This is a genomic window from Streptococcus oralis ATCC 49296 (genome assembly GCF_000185265.1).
Classification (GTDB): Bacteria; Bacillota; Bacilli; order Lactobacillales; family Streptococcaceae; genus Streptococcus; species Streptococcus oralis_BC.
In genome coordinates, this window is sequence record NZ_GL622183.1 from 1,599,813 (window position 1) to 1,623,612 (window position 23,800).

The window sequence follows — 23,800 nt, forward strand, 5'->3', positions numbered from 1 at the left end:
TCTTACGTTGTATAGAAATCTATTGACAAATCGCTATCAGACTCGTATTTTTTCCAAGCTAAACTGAAGCCATAATAATCTTCAAATTCAGGGTGCCAGTCATAATAAAGTGGGACACGACTATACTTTCTCGCTACAACTTCGTCTTCAAATTCTGGAGACTCCCCTGCAGTAATACCAAATTGAAGACCATTTAGTTCCCAAGTATTTCCCCAAACGTTTTCATCAGAGAGAATATCGATCCATCTAGAAGCATCAATATCAAAATCTGCACATAATTCCAGTTCATAGAATCTTCTACAGTTAATCTCTGAAGGTTTTATATAAAGGGCGCTATCAACTTGGTACTTTTTATCGCTGACTTGAATCTGTGTGATTTTCATTGGAATTGGAACTCCATTTAATTCTAACCAGAAATATCCTAAAGGAGTTTTGATACTATAATATGTTTGCTGAGAGTTGGGGTTAGCGTTTTGGGAGCAAGCATCAAGAATTCTTCCTAGCTTTATTATATTTCTACAAACGTTTTTCGAAGTGTGTGGGTCAAAATGTGAATACCTACGAATGACACGTTTTAACTTTTCAACAGGAAAAGTGATATCCTTTGGTAGGGCATGATACTTCTGTACAACTAAAGCATTTTTTTCAGTATTTTCCTTCCCGACTGGGACAATAACAGCGTGTCCTATATGGATATTTGGGTCATCACAGATATAAGTATAACCATTCCCTCCCTCCTGAAACCCAACCACAACAAGATTTAACTCTTGATCTGGATCAAAGAGAGGCTCTACCTTTTCTACTTCTTTACGCTCATAAAAAGTAAAGTGATCTCCATCCCCGTCTTCGCCAAAAACCATGAAACTGCCACACTCAGGGCACTTCCACATATAAAATGACGCTTCAGAAATATTATCATAAGAAATTTTATTATGGTCGTCAGCTTTATTTATGATTTCTTCAAACAACTCATCCGAATAAACTGAATAAGCATTCGGATCGGGCGCTCGGTGGTCATTCATTGCTTGCCCACATTTACATGTCCACTTACCCATAAAAAACCTCAGTCGTGGCCTAATTCTTCAAGGAAAAATTGATTTAGAGCTTTCCAGTCTTTCTTTTCCTCTCTAACACTTTGAACGTATGCATCCAACTCTTTGATATTTTTGATGATGTAGTATTGGATTGGCATAATCGGATCAATTTCCATACCTTCAGGTCCCTTTACCTTGATATCAAGCAATCTTGATACATGCTCTTTCATCTCATCAGGAAGCAATTCTTTGACCAAATCGTCAAATAAAATTGGAGGAACAGAATGGTATTTTTCAATCCAACGACAAGCCAAAATGGGACGCAGCGCATAGAAATACTTTTTAGGTTTGACCTTGTCTCCTGAAAGATACTTATTCATTTGAGTTCTAGCAGTATTCAAGTAATGATACAGCATTTTCTTCTCAGAAAAATACTGGTTGGCAAGTGGACGTATGCGCTCAATAAAATCCGTTTGTTGATAAACAATTGGAGACTGTAACCATTCAAATAGTGTTGGATTTGACTTATAAAGGAGTTTTAAAGTCTTGTCTAAATCCCAGCCACTCACATCCCAAGTATCGTCAATTGGTAGCTCGATAACATCACGCTGTTCATTTAAACGGAGATAAAAATCTTGCTTGTGTTTGTAGATAAACCGTACATCAAAGTCACTATCGGGAGACTCAAAACCCCAAGCACGACTACCAGACTCAATAGCCCATAAGACTCTGACACCATAATCACGCTCAATTTCTGCTAATTTTTCCGGTACCAGAACATTCATTTCTTCTTGCGTTTGCATAATAAAGCCTCGTCTATAATTTGGACATAAATAGTTACTAAAATAGGTAACTAAGAGGACTGAAAGTACATTATATCAAACTTTCAAAACTACTAGAAAAAAACTAATCCTTCTAGTAGTTTTTCAGACGTTTTCTATACCTGATCCCCTTGAATGACAGACTCTCCATCCTTCCAGTTTCGAGCAATCTCTTCGTCTTTCTGGAGTTGATCTACCAGTTCCTCTACGGAGTCAAATTTGACCATATCGCGAACACGGTCCAGCCAGTAGACCATGACTGTCTCACCGTAAATATCGTCTGAAAAGTCGAAAATATTGACTTCAAAACGTGGTTCTTCTCCATCAAAGGTAACATTTTTGCCAACGCTCGCCATGCCACGATATCTCTGACGCTGCACTTCCACATCGACTACGTAAACACCGTCCGCTGGCATATAAGTTCGGTCTCTTAGGACCAGATTTGCTGTTGGATAACCGATCGTACGCCCACGAGCATTTCCATGAACGACCATCCCACGGGTTGGAAGCGGTGTGCCGAGCAGTTGATTGACTTCCCTGACATCTCCATCAAGAATAGCCTGACGAATCCGTGTAGAACTAATCTTGCCCTTTTCGTCTTCGACCGGAGGAACAATGATGATCTCTCCATCAAAATAATCCTTCAGGTCATCCGCAGTTTTCTTATCAGAGCCAAAGGTATAGTCAAATCCTGCTACGATAATAGCTGGTTTTAGAGCTCGAACATAGGTATCAAAGAATTCTTGACCCGTTAAACTAGCAAATTTGCTACTAAAGTCAAGTAAGAAAAGAGCCTCTACCCCATGCCATTTCATCTTGTGCTCCCGTTCCTCATGATTGACGATATGGAGCATAAGCTCAGGTTGGTATGGTTGCAAGGCAAGTTTTGGCGACTCTGTAAAGGTCATTACGACAACTGGCAGATAATCCTTCATCGAAGCCTTGCTGGCCACTTCAAAGAGTTTCTGATGTCCCTTGTGTATGCCATCAAAATAACCTAGTACAAGGACTGTTTTCCCTGGTACTGCAATATCTTTTTCGTTCTTAATAGGTACTGTTGTAATCATGAAACTATTATATCATAGAGAAAGTCTTTTCGCTAAGAGGAAATCCCAAATGTCGTTTTTTGCGCCTGAACTGACCGTAAGAGAAAATTTAGCACTTTAGTTTAAAAAAATAGCACCTCCTAAGAGATGCTATCATTTGGTAACTAGTCTATTGTTTCTTCTAAATCTTTTAACTTAACCGAAACAATCTTAGAAACACCTGATTCTTGCATGGTAACTCCATAGATAGAGTCCGCTGCCGCCATCGTCCCCTTACGGTGGGTTACGACGATAAACTGACTATCCTTGTCAAAGCGGTTGAGGTAATCCCCAAAACGTTTGACATTGGCTTCGTCCAGCGCTGCCTCTACCTCGTCCAAGATAACAAAAGGAATAGTTTTGACTCGAATGATGGAGAACAACAAGGCCAAGGCTGATAGGGCTTTTTCACCACCACTCATAAGATTGAGAGACTGGATTTTCTTACCTGGAGGTTGGACAGAAATCTCCACACCAGCAGTTAAAAGATCGCCCTCAGTCAATATCAAGTCTGCCTGACCACCGCCAAACATCTGTCTAAAGGTCACTTTAAAGGACTCACGAATCGCCTCAAAGGTTGATTTGAATCGTTCCTTAACCTCATCATTCATCTCTGTGATGGTCTCAAGGAGTAGGTTTTTCGCAGACAAAATATCATCTCGTTGGCTATTGAGGAAATCCAAACGATTGTGGACTTCTTCGTACTGTTCAATAGCATCCAAATTGACTGGACCGAGTGAGCGAATAGCTTTCTCAAGATCTTTAACCTCTTGCTCTGCCAGAGTGAGATTTTCCAGTTCATGAGCCTTTTCTAGAGCCTCAGTGTAGCTGATCTGGTACTGGTCAGTTAATTGAGCTTGTAGATAGCGCAAGCGTTCGCTGACCTTTTCCTTTTTGGCTTCAGCACGCGTTTGTTTACGAATCCACTCCTCATTCTGCTGACGAGCCTGATCCAAATGGCTGGCAATATCATCCAGCTGGCCTTCGATATCATCCAACTCAAACTGCTTACGAATCAAACCTTGTTGGAGATTTGTTTTCTGAGTTTTGGCCTCTTCCACCTGCTGACTTAGCAAATCCGTATCAACCTTCTCAAGATTATCAACCTTTTCTTGGAGGAGACGCTGAATCTCCTCTTGCTCGATATCCAGATTATCCAGTTCCTTGCCTAAGCGTTCAATATCAGTCACTTCGTACCGCTTTTGTCCTTGCAGTTCTGACTTAAGCAAGCGCGCTTGAGAAATCTGTTCCTGCAAGTTTTGATAACGTTCTTGAATAGCGTTTTTGTTAGACTTAATCTCTTCAATCTCAGCTTCCAGATTTTGCTTTTCACTGGTGATAGTAGCAAGGCGCTCTTGGCATTTTTCCTTGTCTGCTTGCCAATCTCCTTCAGAAAGGCGATTTAATTCCTCTTCTTGAAATTTCCAAAGCGTTTCCAGTTCTTCGACCTGCTGATTGGTTTGCTGATAAGCGAGGTACAAACCTTGCTCCTGAATACGAGCTTGCTCACCCTGAGATTTGATGGCTTCTAATCTTTCTGCCAATACCGCCATCTCATCTTGCAAGGTCTTCAAACTCGCTTCTTCTGACCGCAAGTTAGCTTCTTCCTCAGCAATTTCTTTTTGTAATTGCTCCAGCTCTGGCTTGATGAAGATACTGTTATTTTGGCGATTGGCACCACCCGCGTAGGAACCACCTGTGCGCAACTCTGTTCCATCCAGTGTCACCATACGAACCTGGTAACGAACTTGACGAGCAGCTGCACGCGCATGTTCTACAGTATCAAAGATAGCCGTCGTAGCAAGCAAGTTTTTGAAAATGGCTTCTAGTCTCTTATCAAACGACACCAACTCATCTGCCATTCCCAGAAATCCTGGACTTGCTGCGATAGCATCTTGATTCTGACTAGAAATCGTACGTGCCTTGATAGTCGTCAATGGAAGAAAAGTTGCACGACCAGCTCTGTTACGTTTTAGGAAATCAATCGCCTTTGTTGCCGCGTTTTCATCTTCTACGATGATGTGCTGACTACTTGCTCCTAGTGCAATTTCTAGGGCAGTTTGATAATGCACATCAAAAGTCAAATGCTCACTGACTGCACCAATAATCCCACCAAGACGGTCTTTTTCTTTGAGAACACTCTTAACACCCGCGTAAAAGTTGCTATGATTTCTAAGGATATTCTCTAAACTCTGGGCTCTAGCCTGCTTGTTTTTGAGACTATCCAGACGGTCAAAGAGTTGGCTCTGCTGGGCTTGGTAAGAAACTTTCTGTTCCTCTTGTTCCTTGGCACTAGCTTGGTAGTCAGCCAATAATTTCTGAACCTGCTCCTTGGCAGATTCAAGCTCAGCCTCTTGTTGACTGGCCTTCTCTTTAGCTGTAGCCAGTTGTTCTTTCAGTTTCTCAAGTTGATCTGCTTGTTTTTGAGACAGCTGACGGCTGTTCTCCAGTTCATTCTCGATGCGAGTCAACTGGTTTGAGACATCCGCTTCTTCTTGTAAAAGAGCCACAAAACGTTCACGCAAGAGCTCGATCATCTGGTCAGGATCATCAGAAAATGCCAACAACTCTGCTTCTAGGCGATTGAGTTCCTTGTTGTTTTCAGCTAGACTTTTCTCTAACTGTTCCAAGTTCGCTTCTTTTTCAGCCTTTTCCTTACTTAGAGCCTTTCTCTTATCTTCCAGAGTCGCCAAACGGGCTTGCGCTTCTTGTTGATTAAGGGCTACTTGCTCAGATTCCAGTTTGGATAGGGCTAGTTTTCGCTCTAAGTCACTGATCAAACTAGTCAAATCCATTAATCTTCCTTGGTCTTTAGCCATTTCAGCTTGGAGATCTTGGCGTTTCTTTTTAAGAGTTTGATTTTCCTCTTCTAACTCTTCACGCTTTTGGTAATAGCTAGTCAAAAGTTCCTGAACTTGCGTTAGCTCTTCTTCTGTCAGCTCTAGTTCAGCCTTGTTTTCCTTGATTTGGGCAACCAGTACATCCAAGTAAATCGCCTTACGTTGACTATCCAAGTCGAGAAACTTGCGCGCATTCTCAGCTTGTTTTGCAAGGGGCTTGATTTGATTGTCCAACTCGTAGATAATGTCCTCTAAGCGGTCGAGATTGTCTTGAGTTTGTTGCAGTTTGCTTTCTGTTTCTTTACGACGAGTCTTGTATTTTAAAACCCCAGCAGCTTCTTCAAAAATAGCTCGGCGTTCTTCGGGCTTGGAGTTAAAAATCTCCTCAACCTTCCCTTGGGAAATGATGGAGAAGGAATCCCGTCCCAAACCTGTATCCAAGAAGAGGTCATGAATATCACGCAAGCGCACTTTCTTGCCATCAATTCGATACTCGCTATCTCCACTACGATAGATATGGCGTTCTACCTTAATGACTTGCCCTGCATCCTTGATGAAGCCATCTTCATTGTCCAAGGTCACGATAACAGAGGCATAATTGAGTGGTTTGCGACTTTCAGTTCCAGCAAAGATAACGTCAGGCATCTTGCCTCCACGAAGACTCTTGACACTAGACTCTCCCAAGGCCCATCGCAAACTTTCTGTGATATTTGACTTCCCAGAACCATTGGGCCCAACGACAGCTGTCACACCTTGGTCAAAGACGACCTTTGTCTTGTCAGCAAAGGACTTGAATCCCTGAATCTCAATTTCCTTTAAATACATGAATCCAGCCCTTTCTCAACTGCATTTTTCGCGGCCTCTTGTTCTGCTAATTTTTTAGAACGGCCTTGACCTTTTCCGATGCTCTTGCCCTCAACCAGAACTTCTACATCAAAAACCTTGTCATGGGCAGGTCCCGTTTCAGAGGTCACCTGGTAACGAATATCTACATCTCCATTGACTTGGAGCAACTCTTGCAGGTGTGTCTTGTAATCCTTAATCATTTCAAAGTCACCTGCTTCGACCTTGGGAATCATGACCTGATAGATGAACTCTTTTACTCTAGCAACATCCTTGTCCAAAAGCAATGCTCCCAAAAAGGCTTCAAAGGCATCTCCAAGAATGGTGTCACGATTGCGCCCACCAGACTTTTCTTCTCCTTTTCCTAGCTTGATAAACTGATCAAACTGGCAATCACGCGCAAAACCAGCCAAACTCTCCTCACGGACAATCATAGCACGGAGTTTAGACAAATCTCCCTCTGGTTTCTTGGGATATTTTTTATACAGATATTCTGAAATCAATAATTGCAGAACAGCGTCTCCTAAAAATTCCAAGCGCTCATTGTGTGAAATTTTTAAGAGGCGGTGCTCATTGGCATAACTCGTATGGGTAAAAGCCGTTTCCAGTAAGTTTTTGTCTGCAAATTCGATTGCAAAACGCTTCTTTAGTACAGTTTGTAATTCTTTCATACCAACCTCTTTCTAACTGATAACAGTCTTTCTTATTATATCAAAAAAAGCCCCCTGAGTCACTTTAAAACGGGACTAGAGGGGATTTGAGCATTTTTTAGAACAAACTTTTCAATTTTAGGGGCAAATTTGGAGCGAAATAAAGAAAAAAGCCTTTGAATAAGGCTTTCTTAGGCTATTTGCATCCACCCTGAGGGAATCGAACCCCCATCTCAAGAACCGGAATCTTACGTGATATCCATTACACTAAGGGTGGAAACTTGTCTTATTATAACAGAAATTTGCTCTAATAACAAGTTTTTTATGGATGGAGTATGCGTCCATTAGTGGGATGCATCACCATTCCAGATAGAGTTTTTCACAATCACATAATCAACGTGCTTGAGGTCAGCAACCTTGCGTCCACCTGCATAGGAAATGGCACTTTGCAGATCCTGCTCCATCTCAGTAAGGGTATCTTGCAAATGTCCTTTGGCAGGAAGTAAGATGCGTTTTCCTTCCACGTTTTTATAAGCACCCTTTTGATATTGAGAAGCTGAACCATAGTATTCTTTGAACTGTTCACCGTCGACTTCAATCGTCTTTCCTGGGCTTTCGATGTGTCCTGCAAAAAGGGAACCAATCATGACCATGCTGGCACCGAAACGGATAGACTTAGCAATATCGCCATGAGTACGAATCCCACCATCAGCGATGATCGGTTTACGAGCCGCTTTAGCACACCAGCGAAGTGCTGCCAACTGCCAGCCACCTGTACCAAAACCAGTCTTGACCTTGGTGATACAAACCTTACCAGGACCGATTCCAACCTTAGTAGCATCCGCACCGGCATTTTCCAATTCACGAACAGCTTCTGGAGTTCCAACATTCCCAGCAATGACAAAAGTATCTGGCAATTCTTTCTTGATGTGTTGAATCATAGAAATCACGCTATCCGCATGACCATGAGCAATATCAATCGTGATATACTCAGGAGCATCAGCCTTGAGCTGGCTAACAAAGTCATACTCGTAATCCTTGACACCGACAGAAATGGAAGCAATAAGCCCTTGATCGTGCATGCGTTTGATAAAAGGAATGCGCCCAGCCTCATCAAAACGATGCATAATGTAGAAGTAGCCACCTTTAGCCAGTTGTTCTGCTACGTTCTCATCCAAAATCGTCTGCATATTTGCTGGTACAACAGGTAGTTTGAAAGTGTGATTTCCAAGTGTGACACTCGTGTCTGCTTCTGCACGACTTTTAATGACACATTTATTTGGGATCAACTGAATATCTTCGTAATCAAAAATTGGAAATTCATTTAACATATCGATGTCTCGTTTCTTTTGTAATGACCTACCTATGCTTACGCATCCCTACGCCTTTTTCCGACGTTTCCTTGACTTATTATAAACCAAAGTACAGTTTTTGTCAAATATTTTTAATAATCAAATTATATCGTTCGGAAATTACTTATATAAATAGCAAAAAAAGCGAAGAGATTACTTTCTCCCCACTTCTTCATCAATAATCGCTTTAAAATTTTCTTCTGAATTTTCCATCATTTTACAAAATGCACTATAGGATGAGGCATTCTGAGGGATTTGGATAGACCACTTCTTCAATTGAGCTCCATAGCCAGCTAGTTTTCCTATTTCACTATTTACTGACTGCTCCATACTAGGAAAAATCAGTCCAGCTTTCTCAGATTTTAAGATATAAGAATAGGAAATCAATTGGAACAAGTCCTCACGGTTAATCCTTTTTTCAGTGAACTCCAGTTTCTTATATTTTGCATCTAGAACTATTTTTAACTCTTTATGATAAAAATCTGGAAATACTTTTCTTTCACGATTAGAAAATACTGAAATTCCGTCCGTCTTATCCTTATTTCGAGGATGTATGAAATCTTTTGGCAACAGGGTATAAACATACTCTTCCCAAAGCCAGGAAACATCAAAGAGAATACCATGTACCCTTTGAGATTGAGGTCCAAGACCATGCTTTTCTCTACTTAGAATCATCAAGCAGAGTTCCTGTAATTTTCTATACTCTCTAAAATAGGCGTGTCGGATGGGTTTGATTTTATTCATTCTGATAATCTTGGCACGATCAGCTAGTTTATAAGCTGGAGTTGCACGAGTAATTTCTGTCATATTTTCACGATTACTATCGAGCAGAACTCCGAAACTTTTCTGATTCTTTATGTACTCAATCGTATGCCGAATCAACTGCATGAGTGGATTATCATAGGTAAACTCCCTAGTGGTATAGGCAATACTTCCCGTAAAAGGGAGATTTTTTTTCAGATGATTTCCAACATCTAGTACACCCTTCACATGACTATCGTTATGGAAAAATCGCTGGTATTCCTTATAAAGACCTTTTCTGAGAGCAGCTTGCAGATACTTTGGAAAGAGGTAAACCAAGAGTTGATAAAGCTTATCTTCGGGAGATATTCCAACATCCAAACTAGTCAGATTGATATTGAGAACCTTTTGTAAAAGATAATGCAAAAAATGGTCGTTACTTTCATCAGAAAAACGAGAGGCAATCGTTAATCTTTCCTGATCACACCCCAGAAAACCAATCACATTCCCAGTCTTAATTTCCTGATTGACTGTTTCCAAAATCTTTTGGTCCTTGTCTAAATCAGGAGAATTTATCAAATCATTCGGGAAAATAAAGATACTGTCCTCTCGAGAAAGGTAATCTAGTGTTCTATCAAGAAGTGCTTGACTTAGATTGGGATATTCTGCGACAAAGTCTTCTTTAGCAATTCTATGCTGATTATCAGTTATCCGCATTATCATCACCAGTATCTTGCTGAACTGTTTGCTCTTTATTTGTCAGATCAAATGCTTTTTTCAATGTTGCCAGAGTTTCAGATTCTTCATAAGAACCTCGTAAGTAATCTTCCAAAAGAGGTTTGAGGTAATCTGACCAGAGTATTTCATAGTCAAAGTCTACATCCTTCAACTTAAGGAAATAACTTGGACCGATATGATAATGACTATTTAGCTCTTGAACGTTTTCGATAGCAGCGTTCAAGTTTCTTAGACGAAGTTTTGATTCTTCTGCATGGATACCCAGTTCTTTATCCAACATAGCAACTTGGCTTTCAGCAGTAACTTCAACAAAACGGAAACGACGACGCATAGCAAAATCAAAGGTATCTACTGAACGGTCAATATCATTCATTGTTCCGATGATGTAGACATTCTCAGGAATATAAAACTTGTCATCCGTCTCATGTAAATTAGCATACTGGGTGGAAACACTCCCGCTTTCACCACGATAACCAGGGTCGATAGAGAAAAAGAGTTCGCCAAAAATCTTAGAAATCTCCCCACGATTGATTTCATCAATGATGAAGACGAATTTCTTGTCTGTGTCAATTTCTGTTGGAGAAATATAATCTTTCAGACCAAATCTTTTCTTTAAAGTTTCTAGGACTTTTTTTCCTTGATTACGATAATAGGGCTGTTTCAGATATTTTTCATCTTTATAGAGTTCATAAACATAAGATTTTGTTAAGCAAGTTCCTTGGGCTTTAGTTTCATAATTGATATTAAAATTATTTCGACTATTTACTGTGAGATAGGAAAATTCTGTCAAATATTCTTTTTCATCTCTGCTATTTACATATTCAAGATAAAGATCCCAAGCTTCATCAAAATTATCTTGTCCTCCAGTTTTCTGAGCTTCTTTAGCCTTCTGACAAAACTTCTTAAAGATCCCATCTTCTAGCCTAAACTCAATAGCTCCATCCCCATTTGATACTGGTCTTAAACCCTCCACAAAATCCGTATAGTCATAAGATGGGTGAAACTGTATAAATTCGATTTGGTCTTCGTTGCCACCCGTTAATTCTTTAGCAATTTCTTTAGCAAGATAAGTTTTTCCTGTACCAGGAGCACCACGGAGAATGAGGTTTTTGGATTGTAATAAGATATTACTCAAGGGATGATGAATACTATTTTGTTCAGACATTTCTTTCTCTCCTTGCTTATTATCACTGTCTATAAAATCTTTTGAATATTCAAATAAAACACTACCCAAAATTGAAGATTCTAGTTCAGGATAGGTTTTAGAAAATAGTTTACAAATCTCATGATTCTGACGATAGGGTCCTCCTTGATTACTTTGAGGAATCAACCTATTCCAAAATTCATTTTGACTATTCATATTTACTCCTAAAAAAGAAGGATTCTCAGAATAAATACAAAGTAGTTTTGTTACCACTGCAGAACGCCTAATAAATTCATTCTTTGACTTTTTCATGTCAAAGATAGGATTATTGAAATCCAACATTCTACCAACTTGGATGATCTCATACAAATCCAATTTTAATTTGTTAAATCGGTCTTCTAGTTCTGATTCTGGAATGATTTTATTAGCTTGATTCTTATAGTTTTTGGTATCCTCATTCCAATAAATACCAAATTTTGAAGAACCTCCTCCACCAATCCCCATAAATAATGATTGGTACTTTCCTGTCTCAAGAGCATAGCAAAAAGAATTACTTTTAGCACCTTTCCCAATGACATAATCATCAATAGACATGGTTAAAATTCTATCAAGTGGCCACTCTTTAAGAAATTCTTCACGTAATTGTTCATTGTAAATACTATATTTAGATGCATCTTCTCTTAATCTTATTTTATTTTCTTGGTACCAGTCATAAAAATCTTCCAGACTAACTTTTCTTTTCAACATCAATCTTACTCCTTTTATAATAATGTTCGAATAAAAAACTATATATTTCATATATAGAATATCATATCCTATAGAAAAAGAAAAGAACTTCTAAAAAAAGCCCAGCGTTAGGAGCTTCAATGACTCTTAACACTAGACTTCTTTTTTTATCTTAGTAATACTCTCCCTGACGGTAGTCCCATGAGTTAAAGGTATCTGACAAATGCATCATGATTTTATCAATGTCAAGCCCTTTACGGATAACGACTGGTGCTGGTGAGATTGAACGGGCTCCTCCTTGTTCTGGGATGAGTTTCCCATCTTTATCAACCATAGACACCATTACACCTTGCTCGTAGCGCGTTTCAATCGTTTTGTCAGGTTGGATGGATGCCACGTAGTCGTCTGCTTCGATGACAAGGTCCACTGCTCCTTCGATACGTTCTCCGATACCTTCCACCTTACCACGGTTTCCTTTACCAGATGGGTTGGCTGATGAGGCGTAGACCATCTTGCCTTCTTCCCAAAGCTTGGCAGCCAATTGTTCACCAGCTTTACCAAACTTGATGACAAAACAGCTAGTACCACGAACGTCTGTCATGAGTTCTTCACGACCATCCCCATATGCTTTGAGTTTTTCAAAAGCTTCTGGTTTCCAAGGAAGGATACAACCTAGGAGAATGTCTTCGTCCCAATGTTTTTGGTAGAAGGCTTCAATTTCTGGGTTGAGTTGTGCTAAAGCGCGAAGCTCATCCATGCTACCACAAAGTACAACACCTGGTTTGTTACGGTTACGCTCTTTGGCTTCAAATTTGCGTTCAAGACCTGCCTTATCGCTCGTCATGATAATGTAACCAACTTTTGTAGGGCAAACAATACAACCGCCCTCACCTTTTAAAATGTCATATCCTTCTTGTGAAAGTGTTCCGTTCCATTGAATGTGTTTTGTCATAGTTCTATAGTTCCTTTTCTATTTTTCTAATCCTGCCAGTAGGCTGGTCGTTGTTTTTCATAAGCAGCAATCAAATCTTCATACTGCAAAGTAATTCCGATATCATCCAAACCATTTAAGAGCTTGTGTTTCCACTCGCTATCGATTTCGAAAGTGAATTCTCCAACTGGTGAGATGATTTTTTGTTGTTCCAAGTCCACAGTTACCTGGTCGATCGGTTTGAGTTGGGCTAGTTTCTCTCTAACCTCTCTAGGCTGAACAATAGGCAACATGCCATTATTGAGTTCATTATTGTAATGAATGTCCCCGAAAGATCCTGCAATCACGACCTTAAAACCATAGTCAGCTAGAGCCCAAGCTGCGTGTTCCCTCGAAGACCCCGCACCAAAGTTATCCCCCGAGATGAGAATACTAGCTTTACGATATTCAGGTCGGTTAAAGACAAAGTCTGGATCCTCAGTGTAGTTATCGTCCAGATAACGCCAAGCATACATGAGGTACTTACCAAAGCCTTTCTTATCAATCAACTTGAGAAACTGCTTGGGGAGTATTTGGTCGGTGTCGATATTATCATTCATAAGAGGAACGGTCGTTCCCGTATAAACTGTAAATTTCTCCATATCCTCTCCTTACTGGGCCTCTGGCATTTGCCGAACATCTACGAAGCGCCCTGCGATAGCTGCCGCCGCTGCCATGGCTGGACTGCAGAGATGGGTTTTAGCGCCAAATCCCTGTCTGTCTTCAAAGTTGCGGTTACTGGTTGAGGCACAGTGGACCCCATCAGGGACCTTGTCAGGATTCATCCCTAGGCACATAGAACAACCTGGGTCTCTCCATTCAAAGCCAGCATCTAAGAAGACCTTATCCAAGCCCAACTTCTCCGCAGCTCGTTTCACAGGACGAGAACCTGGTACTACGATTGCTGTTAGATTGGGAGCAATCTTCTTCCCTTTGACAAATCGCGCAGCCAGTTGTAAATCGCTGAGACGAGCATTGGTACAAGACCCGATAAAAATATATCCTAGTTCAATGTCCGCTGGCTTTTGACCTGGTTCCAAGTTCATGTAATGATAAGCTCGCTCATCATTCATATCCTTAATTTCTGGAAAACTACTGTCAAAGTCGACGCCCATAGCAGGATTGGTTCCCCAAGTCACCATAGGAGCCAAGTCTGAGACATCCATCCGGATAACCTTATCATAAACAGCATCATCATCGCTGACAAGCGTCTTCCAGTCAACAACCGCCTCCTCGAAAGCTTCGGGAACGCATTCCCGTCCCTTGAGATAGTCATAGGTAGTCTGATCTGGATTCATGATTCCCATCTTGGAGCCAAACTCGATGGACATATTGCAGATGGTCATCCTCTCTTCCATGGTCAGTGCATCAATTGCTTGCCCACGATATTCCACCACATAGCCAACACCACAGGCAACGCCGTACTTGGCAATTAAGGCGAGAATGTAATCCTTAGAATAAACTCCTTTTTGAGGAACACCAGTGAATTCTACCAGCATTTTCTTGGGTTTGACCTGCCAAAGGGTCTGGGTAGCAAAGACATGCTCGACCTCACTGGTCCCAATCCCAAAAGCGATAGCTCCGAAAGCTCCGTGAGTAGCTGTGTGACTGTCTCCACAAACGATGAATTTTCCTGGTTGCGTCCGTCCTGTTTCTGGACCTACCATGTGAACGATTCCCTGCTTTTCAGAACCATGGGCAGCATGTTCAATCCCAAACTCCTCAACATTTTCAGCAAGCTTATCAATTTGGGCCTTAGAAATCACATCTCGAATATCATAGATGTTGACCGTTGGTACATTGTGGTCAAAGGTCCCAAATGTCAAGTCTGGTCGTCTCAATCTGCGGCCTGCATCTCGTAATCCTTGAAAAGCTTGGGGACTAGTCACTTCATGAATATAGTGTTGGTCCACATACATGAGTTGGGGCTGCCCCTCTTCTCCTGTGATGACATGGCGGTCCCATAATTTATCAAAAATCGATTTTCCTGCCATCCATTACCTCCAAATAAAATATAAGGCTACTAGTGTGGTCACCATCCCGAGAAACCAAACTGTTTTAAAATACCATTTTCTAGTCTTGTGGTGAAAGATGATTCCTGCCAACCAGGCACCAAAACCACCACAAGTAAGAGCCAAAATGAGTAAGATTTTCTCTGGGATGCGCCAAGCACCTCTTCTTGCCTTGGATTTGTCAATGCCATAAATCAAGAAAATCAGTAAATTCCAAATCAAGAGAGCTAGTGTGATTCCTTCATTTATCTTCATAATCTTTCAATGATGGCTTCTGTCATTTCCTTGGTCGAAGCCTGTCCTCCAATATCTCTTGTTAAAACACCTGCTGCCAAACTGTTCTCAACAGCATGTTCGATACACTCCGCATCCTCATAACGTCCAAAGCTATCTCTCAACATCATAGCAACTGACAAAATCATGGAAATAGGATTGGCAATTCCTTGACCTGCAATATCAGGTGCCGAACCATGAATAGGTTCATAAAGACTTGGACCTTTTTCAGAATGACTAGCTGATGGCATGACACCAAGTGTGCCTGATAGAACGCTTGATTCATCAGATAAGATATCTCCGAAAAGATTTTCCGTCACGATGACATCAAACTTGGCAGGATTGGTAATCATAATCATGGCAGCTGAGTCCACCAACTGGTGTTCCAAGGTTACATCTGGGAAATCCTGAGCGACTTCCTCAGCTACTCTCCGCCAGAGTTTTGAAGTCGCTAGAACATTTTGCTTATCGATACTAGTAACGATTTTTCTCCGACTTCTTGCGATTTCAAATGCCTTGCGAATGATCCGCTTTACTTCCTCATAGCTGTAGTCGTTGATATCACGCGCTTTGCGCTCTTCAAGGATATGATCCCCAAAGTAGATACCACCTGTCAATTCACGCACCACGACAAAGTCAACACCGGCAATTCGTTCCGGTTTGAGTGGTGACAAATGCTTGAGACTGTCAAAGATTTTTACGGGGCGAATATTGGCATAGAGATTGAGTTCCTTACGAAGAGCTAGCAAGCCTTGTTCAGGCCGAATCGCTGCCCCATCATACTGAGGACTACCGATAGCCGCAAGGAGAATAGCGTCTGCTTCTCTACATGACTTGAGGGTTTCATCAGGTAAGGGATACCCTGCAGCATCAATACCTGCACCTCCAAAAGGTCGTCTATCAATCTCATAGTCAAAACCTGTTTTTGAAGCTAGAGCTTCCAGAACCGCCAAACCAGCTTCCATAATTTCTGGACCGATTCCATCCCCTGCTAGAGCTACTATTTTCTTTGTCATAGCCTTCTCCTTTACACACTAGGCATGTCTCGGTAGGAAACGCTATGCCCCATCTCACCTGCATTCTCTTTTTGAACAAAAGTATTAGCATTGATATAAGCAATAGCCGAAGCCTTCAATACATCGAAATCGAGACCTGCTGCGTTAAAGATGGTTTCTGTATCTCTGTTTTCAACAGTAACCAAGACACGAGCTTGAGCATCAATTCCATCTGTCACAGCATCAATGGTATAGGACACCAAGCGGACAGATTGGTTAAAGAACTTATCGATAGCGTTAAAGATCGCTTCAACGGAACCTTGTCCTGTCGCATTAAATTCGACTTTTTCACCATCCATATTAGCTAGGCTAACAAGCGCTTCGATGTCATTGTCCGCATGGGTTTGAAGTTGTAAATCATCAAAGTGGAAGCCTTCAGGATTTTCAACCATGGTTCCAGCAACCAGAGCTCGAATATCTGCATCTGTGATTTCTTGTTTCTTGTCCGCTAGTGCCTTGAACTTAGCAAAGAGTGGTTTGATATCCTCTTCTGTAAAGTCTAGAGCCAATTCTCTTAGTTTTTCAACAAAGGCATGGCGACCAGACAATTTACCAAGCGGAAGACTATTACTCTTAACTCCGACCAATTCAGGTGTGATGATCTCATAAGTGAGAGGATTTTTAAGGACTCCATCTTGGTGAATACCAGACTCGTGGGAGAAGGCATTACCACCAACCACAGCCTTGTTTTTAGGAACTGGAATACCAGAGAAGCGAGAAACCATTTCAGACGTATTCATTGTTTCATCCAAAACAATATCACTAGTTGCTTGGAAGAAATCCTCACGAATCTTCAAAGCAACAGCTACTTCTTCAAGAGCAACATTACCTGCGCGTTCACCGATACCATTAATAGTTCCCTGGACACGTCCAGCACCGTGTTTAATTGCTATCAAAGTATTTGCAGTTGCCATACCGAGATCATCATGACAGTGAACACCAAAGACAACTTTATGATCTGATTTAATATTTTCAATCAAGTGATCAAAGATACGTGCAAACTCTTCTGGAGTCGTAAAGCCAACTGTGTCAGGGATATTGATATAAGATGCACCTGCATCGACCGCTGTTTGAACAACTTGTAAGAGGAAATCCAACTCTGTTCTAGTCGCATCTTCAGGAGAGAATTCGACGATTTCAAACTTAGAACGTGCGTAAGAAACATGTTCCTTGATAGCTTCTAAAATCTCTTCCTTGCTCTTATTGAGCTTATACTTGCGGTGAATCGGACTAGTAGCGATAAAGACATGAATTTGTGGATACTTGGCATCCTTAAGAGCCTCATAACAAGCATCAATATCAGATTTTACAGAACGAGCTAATCCTGTCACTGCTGTTTTTTTCATGGCTCTAGCAATTTCTTGAACGGCTATAAATGAATCTGGACTAGCAGCTGGAAAACCAGCTTCAATTACAGAAATTCCCCATTTCTCCAGCTGTCTTGCAATGGAAACTTTTTCCTTTATTGAGAAGTTAACACCAGGTGTTTGTTCCCCATCACGAAGGCTTGTATCAAAAAATTCAACTTTACGCATAAGATTTCCCCTTTTCCAAATGTGGTTTTAAAAAAACATCTCGCTCAGAAGCCCAAGCGAGATGTTGATTTACTCCCGCTTGGTAAGCCAAACAGGACTAATGCTTTTGCACTAGCCCGAGTACCTCAACAACAAAGCAAATTGATTAAACTTAGCTGTTTTCATGTTTGACTTTCTCCTTCGTTTGATATCTTGTTTAGTATTTTAGCATAGCTAAAAACACTTGTCAAGAAAAAATCCATTATTTTCTGAAAATTTCTTCAGTAAAGAATATTTTGCTAATTGAAAGTATTTGAAAACTCAAGCGAATTTCCCTATTTTTTCACAGTCAAGTTCCAACTTTTTTCGATGAGTTCTACCACTTTTTCATCTTGCAAACTATCATCAAGGACCAGACTAAGCCAGTAGCGTTTGTTCATATGAAAGGCTGGATAAATACCTTTTTGTGAAAGTAAATCCGCTACTTGGTCGTGTTTTATATTGACTGCTTCGACTAGCCCTTCTCTCCCCTTCTCCAGCTTATCCCATGGGATTCTCATCATAACAGCATACCACTTTTGATTGCCTTCATGACGCAATACAGCTGTATCAGGCGATTTTTCCCACAGATACTCCAACTGATTACCATACTTTTCCTGAACTTGAGCCATGATACGCTTAGTCTGAGGACAGATAAAATCCTGCACATCAAAGCAAGCCTTCCGAATCTGGTAAAGAATCTCCAAACAAGCCTCACGAACACTTCCGACAAAACTTCCCCGCATACTTTCCATATGTACTTGAGGATAGAGGTCACCCGTTTCCTGATCAAAAACCTGAAAGCTCACATTATCAGGAGTGATAGAGACTGTCATGAAAAAGTCACCCTGCAAAATCTGGCAACTATAGGTCCAGACTTCTCCATTTTCTACAAAACCATAGGCATGAGCTTTTTCTTTATTAAACTGGTAGGATTTAAAAATTTCAAACATAAGTGAAAACTGCTACCCAAAGCTAGCAGTTCCTTTCTATTTTTTAAAAGACAACCTTAGTACCGTGCAATTGAGTCACACCAAGTTGGTCGATAAAGGTTTGACGGTTGTCCAAGTCAATCCCCCCACCTGGTAAGATTTCAATTTTACCTTTAGCATGTTCCAAAATTCTGTGATAGTGAGCAAAACGTTTTTCTAGCGAGTCACCAGACACGCCAGCACGAGTCAATATACGAGTGACACCAGCTTGGCTGAGCCAGTCAATAGCTTCCAACTGGTCTTCTTCGCTCAATTCATCAAAGGCCATGTGGAAGACAATTTCCATTCCTTTTGATGCGGCAATTAACTTCTCTAGATTAACCTTATCCAACTTCTTATCAGCAGTTAAAGCACCAAAGACGACCCCTTGGCTACCTGCTTGAACAGTTAAACGAATGTCTTCTAGCATGATTGCTATTTCAAGATCAGTATAGACAAAGTCGCCACCACGAGGACGAATCATAGTCATGATGGTGGTGTCGTAGATAGCTGCCAGTTCAACCGCCGCCTTGGTCACTCCATAGCTAGGTGTTGTTCCACCCACTGCTAGATTGTCACAAAGTTCGATTCGACGAGCTCCAGCCTGCATCGCTTTTTCAAGCAAGGTCACATTTTCAGCACAAAATTCGTAAATCATTTGATTCTCCTTGATGTTTTCTTTAAATTTATTATATCATATTATTTTAAATATGCTTTCATTTTTATCAAGGCAAATAACTACTATTTTTATCTATTCTTTGTCAGGAATGACTTTAAAGAGATAATAGGTGATAAAGACAGTCAAGGCTCCCAGACCGATTTTGACTGGCAAAAGAGGGGCAAAATAAATAGAAATCCCCATCAATATATAGATAGAAACGATGATTTTTTTCTTGCGTTCTCGCGCGATTGACTTGGTTTCCCGAAAGTCCGCTACATAAGTCTGATAAAGCTTTGTATGATAAAGCCAGTCTTCAAAACGCTTAGAAGATTTTGAAAAGCAAGCGATAGCTAACAAAAGAAAGGGTGTTGTTGGTAAAAGTGGTAGGACAACTCCAATAACAGCTAAAGCCAGTGAAATAAAGCCAATACAGAGATAAATGATACGCATGATTTCTCCTAGATAAATTACTCTTCCTCTAGTTTCGCACACAAGGGGGAAATTTGTCAAGCTTCAAGTAAAAAGAGCCTGAAATTCATTTTCAGGACTCTGCATTTTATTTAATTTTCTCTTCTTCGTAGTCGCCATTACTACATACAACCTGCTTACCACCACCACGGACTTTTTTCTCCACAAGGAAGTGTCCGCATTTTGGACAGTCACGGCCAATTGGTTTGTCCCAGGAAGTAAGCTCACATTCTGGATAGCGATTGCAACCATAGAAGATACGATTGCGCTTGGTTTTGCGTTCAATGATTTGTCCTTGATGACAGCTTGGACACTCGACACCAATCTCCTTAACAATCGCTTGTGTATGACGGCAGTCTGGGAAATTGCTACAAGCATAGAATTTACCAAAACGACCGAGCTTAATCACCATTGGACTGCCACAAACTTCACAGTCAAATCCAGCTGGCTCATCCTTGATCTGGATTTTTTCCATTTCGGATTCAGCCTTGGCTACCTCTTTAGAGAATGGTTTATAAAATTCATCAATGACACGTTGCCACTGCTCTTTACCAACTTCGACATCATCCAATTTCCCTTCCATCTCAGCTGTGAAGGTCACATTGACGATATCTGGGAAATATTCAACGATGAGTTTATTGACAATTTCTCCCAGTTCTGTCGGTTCAAAACGTTTAGCTGCCAGACGAACGTAGTAACGTTTTTGGATGGTTTCAATGGTCGGAGCGTAGGTTGACGGACGTCCAACCCCATTTTCCTCCAAGGTCTTGATAAGAGTTGCTTCCGAATAGCGAGCTGGCGGTTGGGTGAAATGTTGCTCTGGCTTGCTATTCACCTGCTTGACCACATCTCCTACTTCCATATCTGGCAACATCTTGTTCTTGTCAGAGTCATTGTAGATAGCAAGATACCCATCAAACTTAACTTGGCTTCCATTTGCCGCAAACTGAACCCCATTTTGAGAGAGCTTAACAGCCATGGTATCAAAGATAGCGCCTGTCATCTGGCTAGCCACAAAACGGTTCCAGATAAGAGTATAGAGCTTGAGCTGGTCTTTGTCCAAGTACTTAGCGATGCTTTCAGGTGTATTAAAGACACTAGATGGGCGAATGGCTTCGTGGGCATCTTGAGCACCTGAGGCATTCTTGACCTTGCTACCATGCTTGGAATACTTGCTACCAAAGCGGTCGTTAATATAGCTTGCCGCTTCATTCTGAGCCACAGGACTGATACGAGTCGAGTCTGTACGCATATAGGTAATCAAACCTTGCACACCTGATCCGATATTGATCCCTTCATAGAGCTGTTGAGCCACCATCATGGTCTTTCGAGTACGGAAATTGATTTTGTTAGCAGCATCCATCTGCATGGTTGAAGTTGTATACGGTAGGGGCGCATTGCGTTTGCGTTCTTTCTTATCTACCTGGTCTACTGTGAAATCTTTACTAGTCAAATGGGACAAGACTTCTTTGACCTCTTCATTGGTGGTCAATTTCATCTTTTTGCCATTCATACCATAGAAAGAAGCCTGAAATTGCTTGGTTCCCTTCTTAAAGACACCATCAATTGTCCAGTATTCTTCTGGTTGGAAGGCATTGATTTCATTTTCACGGTCAATGATGAGCTTAAGGGCAACAGACTGCACGCGTCCTGCTGATAAGCCCTTCTTGACCTTTTTCCACAAAATAGGCGAAATCGAATACCCTACCAAGCGGTCTAAGACTCGACGAGCTTGTTGGGCGTCGACCAAGTCCATATCAATCTTACGAGGTTCTTTAAAGGCATTTTTTACTGCGTCTTTGGTAATTTCATTAAAGACTACACGGTTGGCATCATTCTCATCCAAGTTGAGAATGTGAGCCAAATGCCAGGAAATTGCTTCTCCTTCACGGTCCGGGTCACTTGCCAGAAAGACTTTATTGGCCTTTTTAGCTTCTTTTTTTAAGTCATTGATGAGAGAACCTTTTCCTCGGATATTGATATACTGTGGTTCATAGTTATTTTCAATGTCGACTGACATACTGGATTTTTTCAAATCACGGATATGCCCGACACTGGCTAGAACCTTGTAGTTTCTGCCTAGGTATTTCTCAATCGTTTTCGCTTTAGCAGGCGACTCCACGATGACTAGATTTTTCTTAACTGTTGATTTTTTCTTCTTTGTTGCCGTAGCCACACTATCACACCTTTTCAAAGTAATAAACTTTATAAAGTGTAAACCATTTTTCTATAGCTGTCAAGACCTAAGTCCTATATATAGAAGAAAAGTTTATCTGTGTGAACAAATTTCTCCTTAAAATTCAAACTCAGCCAGCACATCTTGACCACTGGAAATCAGCTTTGCCCCCTCTTGGATCAGGTGGTGACAGCCATCTGAATGGCCATCTAAAATGTTTCCCGGAATGGCAAAGACATCACGCCCTTCTTCCATAGCTCGCTCACAGGTGATGAGACTACCAGAACGCATCCTTGCCTCTGCTACAATCACACCACGGCAAAGGCCAGCAATGATACGATTACGAGCTGGAAAGTGAAATTTCAAGGGTTCCTCACCAGGTCCGTACTCGCTAAGTACCAAATGGTGATTACCAATGTGTTCCTGCAGACGTTTATTGGCTCGGGGATAGAAAACATCCAATCCTGTTCCAATGACAGCAATTGTTCTTCCTCCATTCTGGAGTGCAGCCATATGGGCAGCCGTATCAATCCCTTTGGCTAAACCACTGACCACGATTAACTCGTTTTCCAAACCTTGAATGACTCTCTGAACCGACTTTGCTCCCTGACTAGAACATGAACGACTCCCTACAACAGCAACCTTTGGAAATTTCAATAAGTCTAGATTTCCTTTATAAAACAAGAGCGCTGGAGCATCATAAATCTCACTCAGATCCCAAGGATAACAGTCATCAAGAATCGAGAAGGATGGAAATTTTTGGAACTCCTTCTCCAACTGTGCATCATCTATCTGGAAATAGCGTTCCATAAAGACAGCAGGATTACGGCATCCAGATATTTCTGCAATATCACCTAGCAAGAGCTCCTGATCTAAAGTCTCGTCGTATTCAAGAACAGTTAAAATTTGTTGATTGGTCAGCCCAGCTTTTCTCAATTTATAAATCTCATAGTTTGTAATCTTCATATACAACTCCATTTCTTTTTCTACTCATCTATCTATTCGTAAAAAAAATAAAAAGAAGACCAAGAATCTTCTTTTTTTCATTTATTCAGATTTAGTAGTTGACCAGCTACTTTCAACCATCGGTAAGATTGTTTTTAAAGTTTCCCCATCCCCTTCAAGTGAAACATAGCGGATTTTACCATCATTTGATCGGAAAACCCAGGTAACGAGGTATTTCCCTGACTTAGCAATTGCATTGACAACATAGGCTTCATAGCCTCCAATGGTCGATTTGGAGCCCCAAACCTTACTGAAATCAGAGCTTTGTTCCTTGGAAGTTAAAATACTAGATGAGACAGTCACAACATCCAGTTTAGCATACTCTTCTTCGCTGATATTAAACTGCTCAGCCTTAAAGGTATTCAGCGTAACAATGTTGATATCTGTTCCATCACTATACTGTATATCATTTCCACCTTCTACTTCATGGAATCGAACCCATGATTTGGGTACCTTGACAAAACCATACTCATTCGAGCCGATGATTTGCGTCTCTTCCTTTTTCGCTTCAGAAACAGCAGAACTAGAACTACTTGTTTCCTGACTGCTAGAAGAACTAACAACTGCAGTCGAACTTTCTTCGGTTGCTGTTTGCGAATTATTGGAGCATGAAGCTAGAAAAACACTAGCAGTAACTACAGTACCTAAAATTAATAATTTTTTCATCCTACCACCTTTCCAT

General features: G+C 41.0%; 20 protein-coding genes and 1 tRNA gene. All 21 read right to left on the reverse strand.

Translation table 11 applies throughout. The features are described from left to right. Nucleotides 1-2: 2 nt before the first annotated feature. Nucleotides 3-1,055, reverse strand: coding sequence for a hypothetical protein (locus HMPREF8578_RS09950; RefSeq protein WP_000521316.1), 1,053 nt, complete (start codon nt 1,053-1,055; stop codon nt 3-5). Between the two features lie 8 nt (nt 1,056-1,063). After that, a complete protein-coding gene (locus HMPREF8578_RS09955) occupies nt 1,064-1,837 on the reverse strand; it encodes a nucleotidyltransferase domain-containing protein (protein WP_001194459.1) in 774 nt (257 codons plus the stop codon). A gap of 134 nt (nt 1,838-1,971) precedes the next feature. Next, a complete protein-coding gene (locus HMPREF8578_RS09960; RefSeq protein WP_000633644.1) occupies nt 1,972-2,922 on the reverse strand; it encodes a bifunctional riboflavin kinase/FAD synthetase in 951 nt (316 codons plus the stop codon). 143 nt (nt 2,923-3,065) lie between these two features. Continuing rightward, nucleotides 3,066-6,605 carry a chromosome segregation protein SMC gene (gene smc / locus HMPREF8578_RS09965; protein WP_000280897.1) on the reverse strand — a complete coding sequence of 1,180 codons (3,540 nt, stop codon included), beginning with the start codon at nt 6,603-6,605 and terminating at the stop codon, nt 3,066-3,068. Beyond that, nucleotides 6,596-7,294, reverse strand: a complete 699-nt coding sequence (gene rnc, locus HMPREF8578_RS09970; protein ID WP_000661472.1) for a ribonuclease III — start codon at nt 7,292-7,294, stop codon at nt 6,596-6,598. Before rnc ends, smc begins: the two co-directional genes overlap by 10 nt. Nucleotides 7,295-7,478: 184 nt before the next feature. Next, nucleotides 7,479-7,550: transfer RNA gene (locus tag HMPREF8578_RS09975), tRNA-Arg, on the reverse strand. Nucleotides 7,551-7,617: 67 nt separating this feature from the next. Continuing rightward, nucleotides 7,618-8,604: a GMP reductase gene (locus HMPREF8578_RS09980; RefSeq protein WP_000931163.1), complete on the reverse strand. Its 987-nt coding sequence runs from the start codon at nt 8,602-8,604 to the stop codon at nt 7,618-7,620. Nucleotides 8,605-8,778: 174 nt separating this feature from the next. Further along, on the reverse strand, nt 8,779-10,083 hold the full coding sequence (locus HMPREF8578_RS09985; RefSeq protein WP_001223081.1) for an McrC family protein: 1,305 nt from the start codon (nt 10,081-10,083) through the stop codon (nt 8,779-8,781). Then, nucleotides 10,070-11,995, reverse strand: coding sequence for an McrB family protein (locus HMPREF8578_RS09990; RefSeq protein WP_000919723.1), 1,926 nt, complete (start codon nt 11,993-11,995; stop codon nt 10,070-10,072). The genes HMPREF8578_RS09985 and HMPREF8578_RS09990 overlap by 14 nt, the downstream gene beginning before the upstream one ends. Before the next feature lie 151 nt (nt 11,996-12,146). Beyond that, nucleotides 12,147-12,926 carry an L-threonylcarbamoyladenylate synthase gene (locus HMPREF8578_RS09995; RefSeq protein WP_000160503.1) on the reverse strand — a complete coding sequence of 260 codons (780 nt, stop codon included), beginning with the start codon at nt 12,924-12,926 and terminating at the stop codon, nt 12,147-12,149. Nucleotides 12,927-12,952: 26 nt separating this feature from the next. Beyond that, a complete protein-coding gene (gene leuD, locus HMPREF8578_RS10000; RefSeq protein WP_000410637.1) occupies nt 12,953-13,546 on the reverse strand; it encodes a 3-isopropylmalate dehydratase small subunit in 594 nt (197 codons plus the stop codon). 9 nt (nt 13,547-13,555) lie between these two features. Then, complete coding sequence (gene leuC / locus HMPREF8578_RS10005; RefSeq protein ID WP_000907573.1) at nt 13,556-14,938, reverse strand: 3-isopropylmalate dehydratase large subunit; 1,383 nt, start codon at nt 14,936-14,938, stop codon at nt 13,556-13,558. Nucleotides 14,939-14,941: 3 nt separating this feature from the next. Next, nucleotides 14,942-15,211: a DUF1294 domain-containing protein gene (locus tag HMPREF8578_RS10010; protein ID WP_000700086.1), complete on the reverse strand. Its 270-nt coding sequence runs from the start codon at nt 15,209-15,211 to the stop codon at nt 14,942-14,944. After that, on the reverse strand, nt 15,208-16,245 hold the full coding sequence (gene leuB / locus HMPREF8578_RS10015) for a 3-isopropylmalate dehydrogenase (RefSeq protein WP_000162509.1): 1,038 nt from the start codon (nt 16,243-16,245) through the stop codon (nt 15,208-15,210). The genes HMPREF8578_RS10010 and leuB overlap by 4 nt, the downstream gene beginning before the upstream one ends. An 11-nt stretch (nt 16,246-16,256) precedes the next feature. Further along, entirely contained in the window at nt 16,257-17,819 is a 1,563-nt protein-coding gene (locus tag HMPREF8578_RS10020; protein WP_001233211.1) for a 2-isopropylmalate synthase, read from the reverse strand. A gap of 314 nt (nt 17,820-18,133) precedes the next feature. Continuing rightward, entirely contained in the window at nt 18,134-18,790 is a 657-nt protein-coding gene (locus HMPREF8578_RS10025; protein ID WP_000461564.1) for an MmcQ/YjbR family DNA-binding protein, read from the reverse strand. A 43-nt stretch (nt 18,791-18,833) separates the two neighbouring features. Beyond that, nucleotides 18,834-19,466: a copper homeostasis protein CutC gene (locus HMPREF8578_RS10030; protein WP_000638771.1), complete on the reverse strand. Its 633-nt coding sequence runs from the start codon at nt 19,464-19,466 to the stop codon at nt 18,834-18,836. A 93-nt stretch (nt 19,467-19,559) separates the two neighbouring features. Continuing rightward, nucleotides 19,560-19,919, reverse strand: coding sequence for a YbaN family protein (locus tag HMPREF8578_RS10035; protein ID WP_001220351.1), 360 nt, complete (start codon nt 19,917-19,919; stop codon nt 19,560-19,562). A 106-nt stretch (nt 19,920-20,025) separates the two neighbouring features. Further along, entirely contained in the window at nt 20,026-22,113 is a 2,088-nt protein-coding gene (gene topA, locus HMPREF8578_RS10040) for a type I DNA topoisomerase (RefSeq protein ID WP_000179676.1), read from the reverse strand. 117 nt (nt 22,114-22,230) lie between these two features. After that, nucleotides 22,231-23,079, reverse strand: a complete 849-nt coding sequence (dprA, locus tag HMPREF8578_RS10045) for a DNA-processing protein DprA (RefSeq protein ID WP_000705333.1) — start codon at nt 23,077-23,079, stop codon at nt 22,231-22,233. An 81-nt stretch (nt 23,080-23,160) separates the two neighbouring features. Next, on the reverse strand, nt 23,161-23,784 hold the full coding sequence (locus HMPREF8578_RS10050; protein ID WP_000734766.1) for a hypothetical protein: 624 nt from the start codon (nt 23,782-23,784) through the stop codon (nt 23,161-23,163). Between the last annotated feature and the right edge of the window lie 16 nt (nt 23,785-23,800).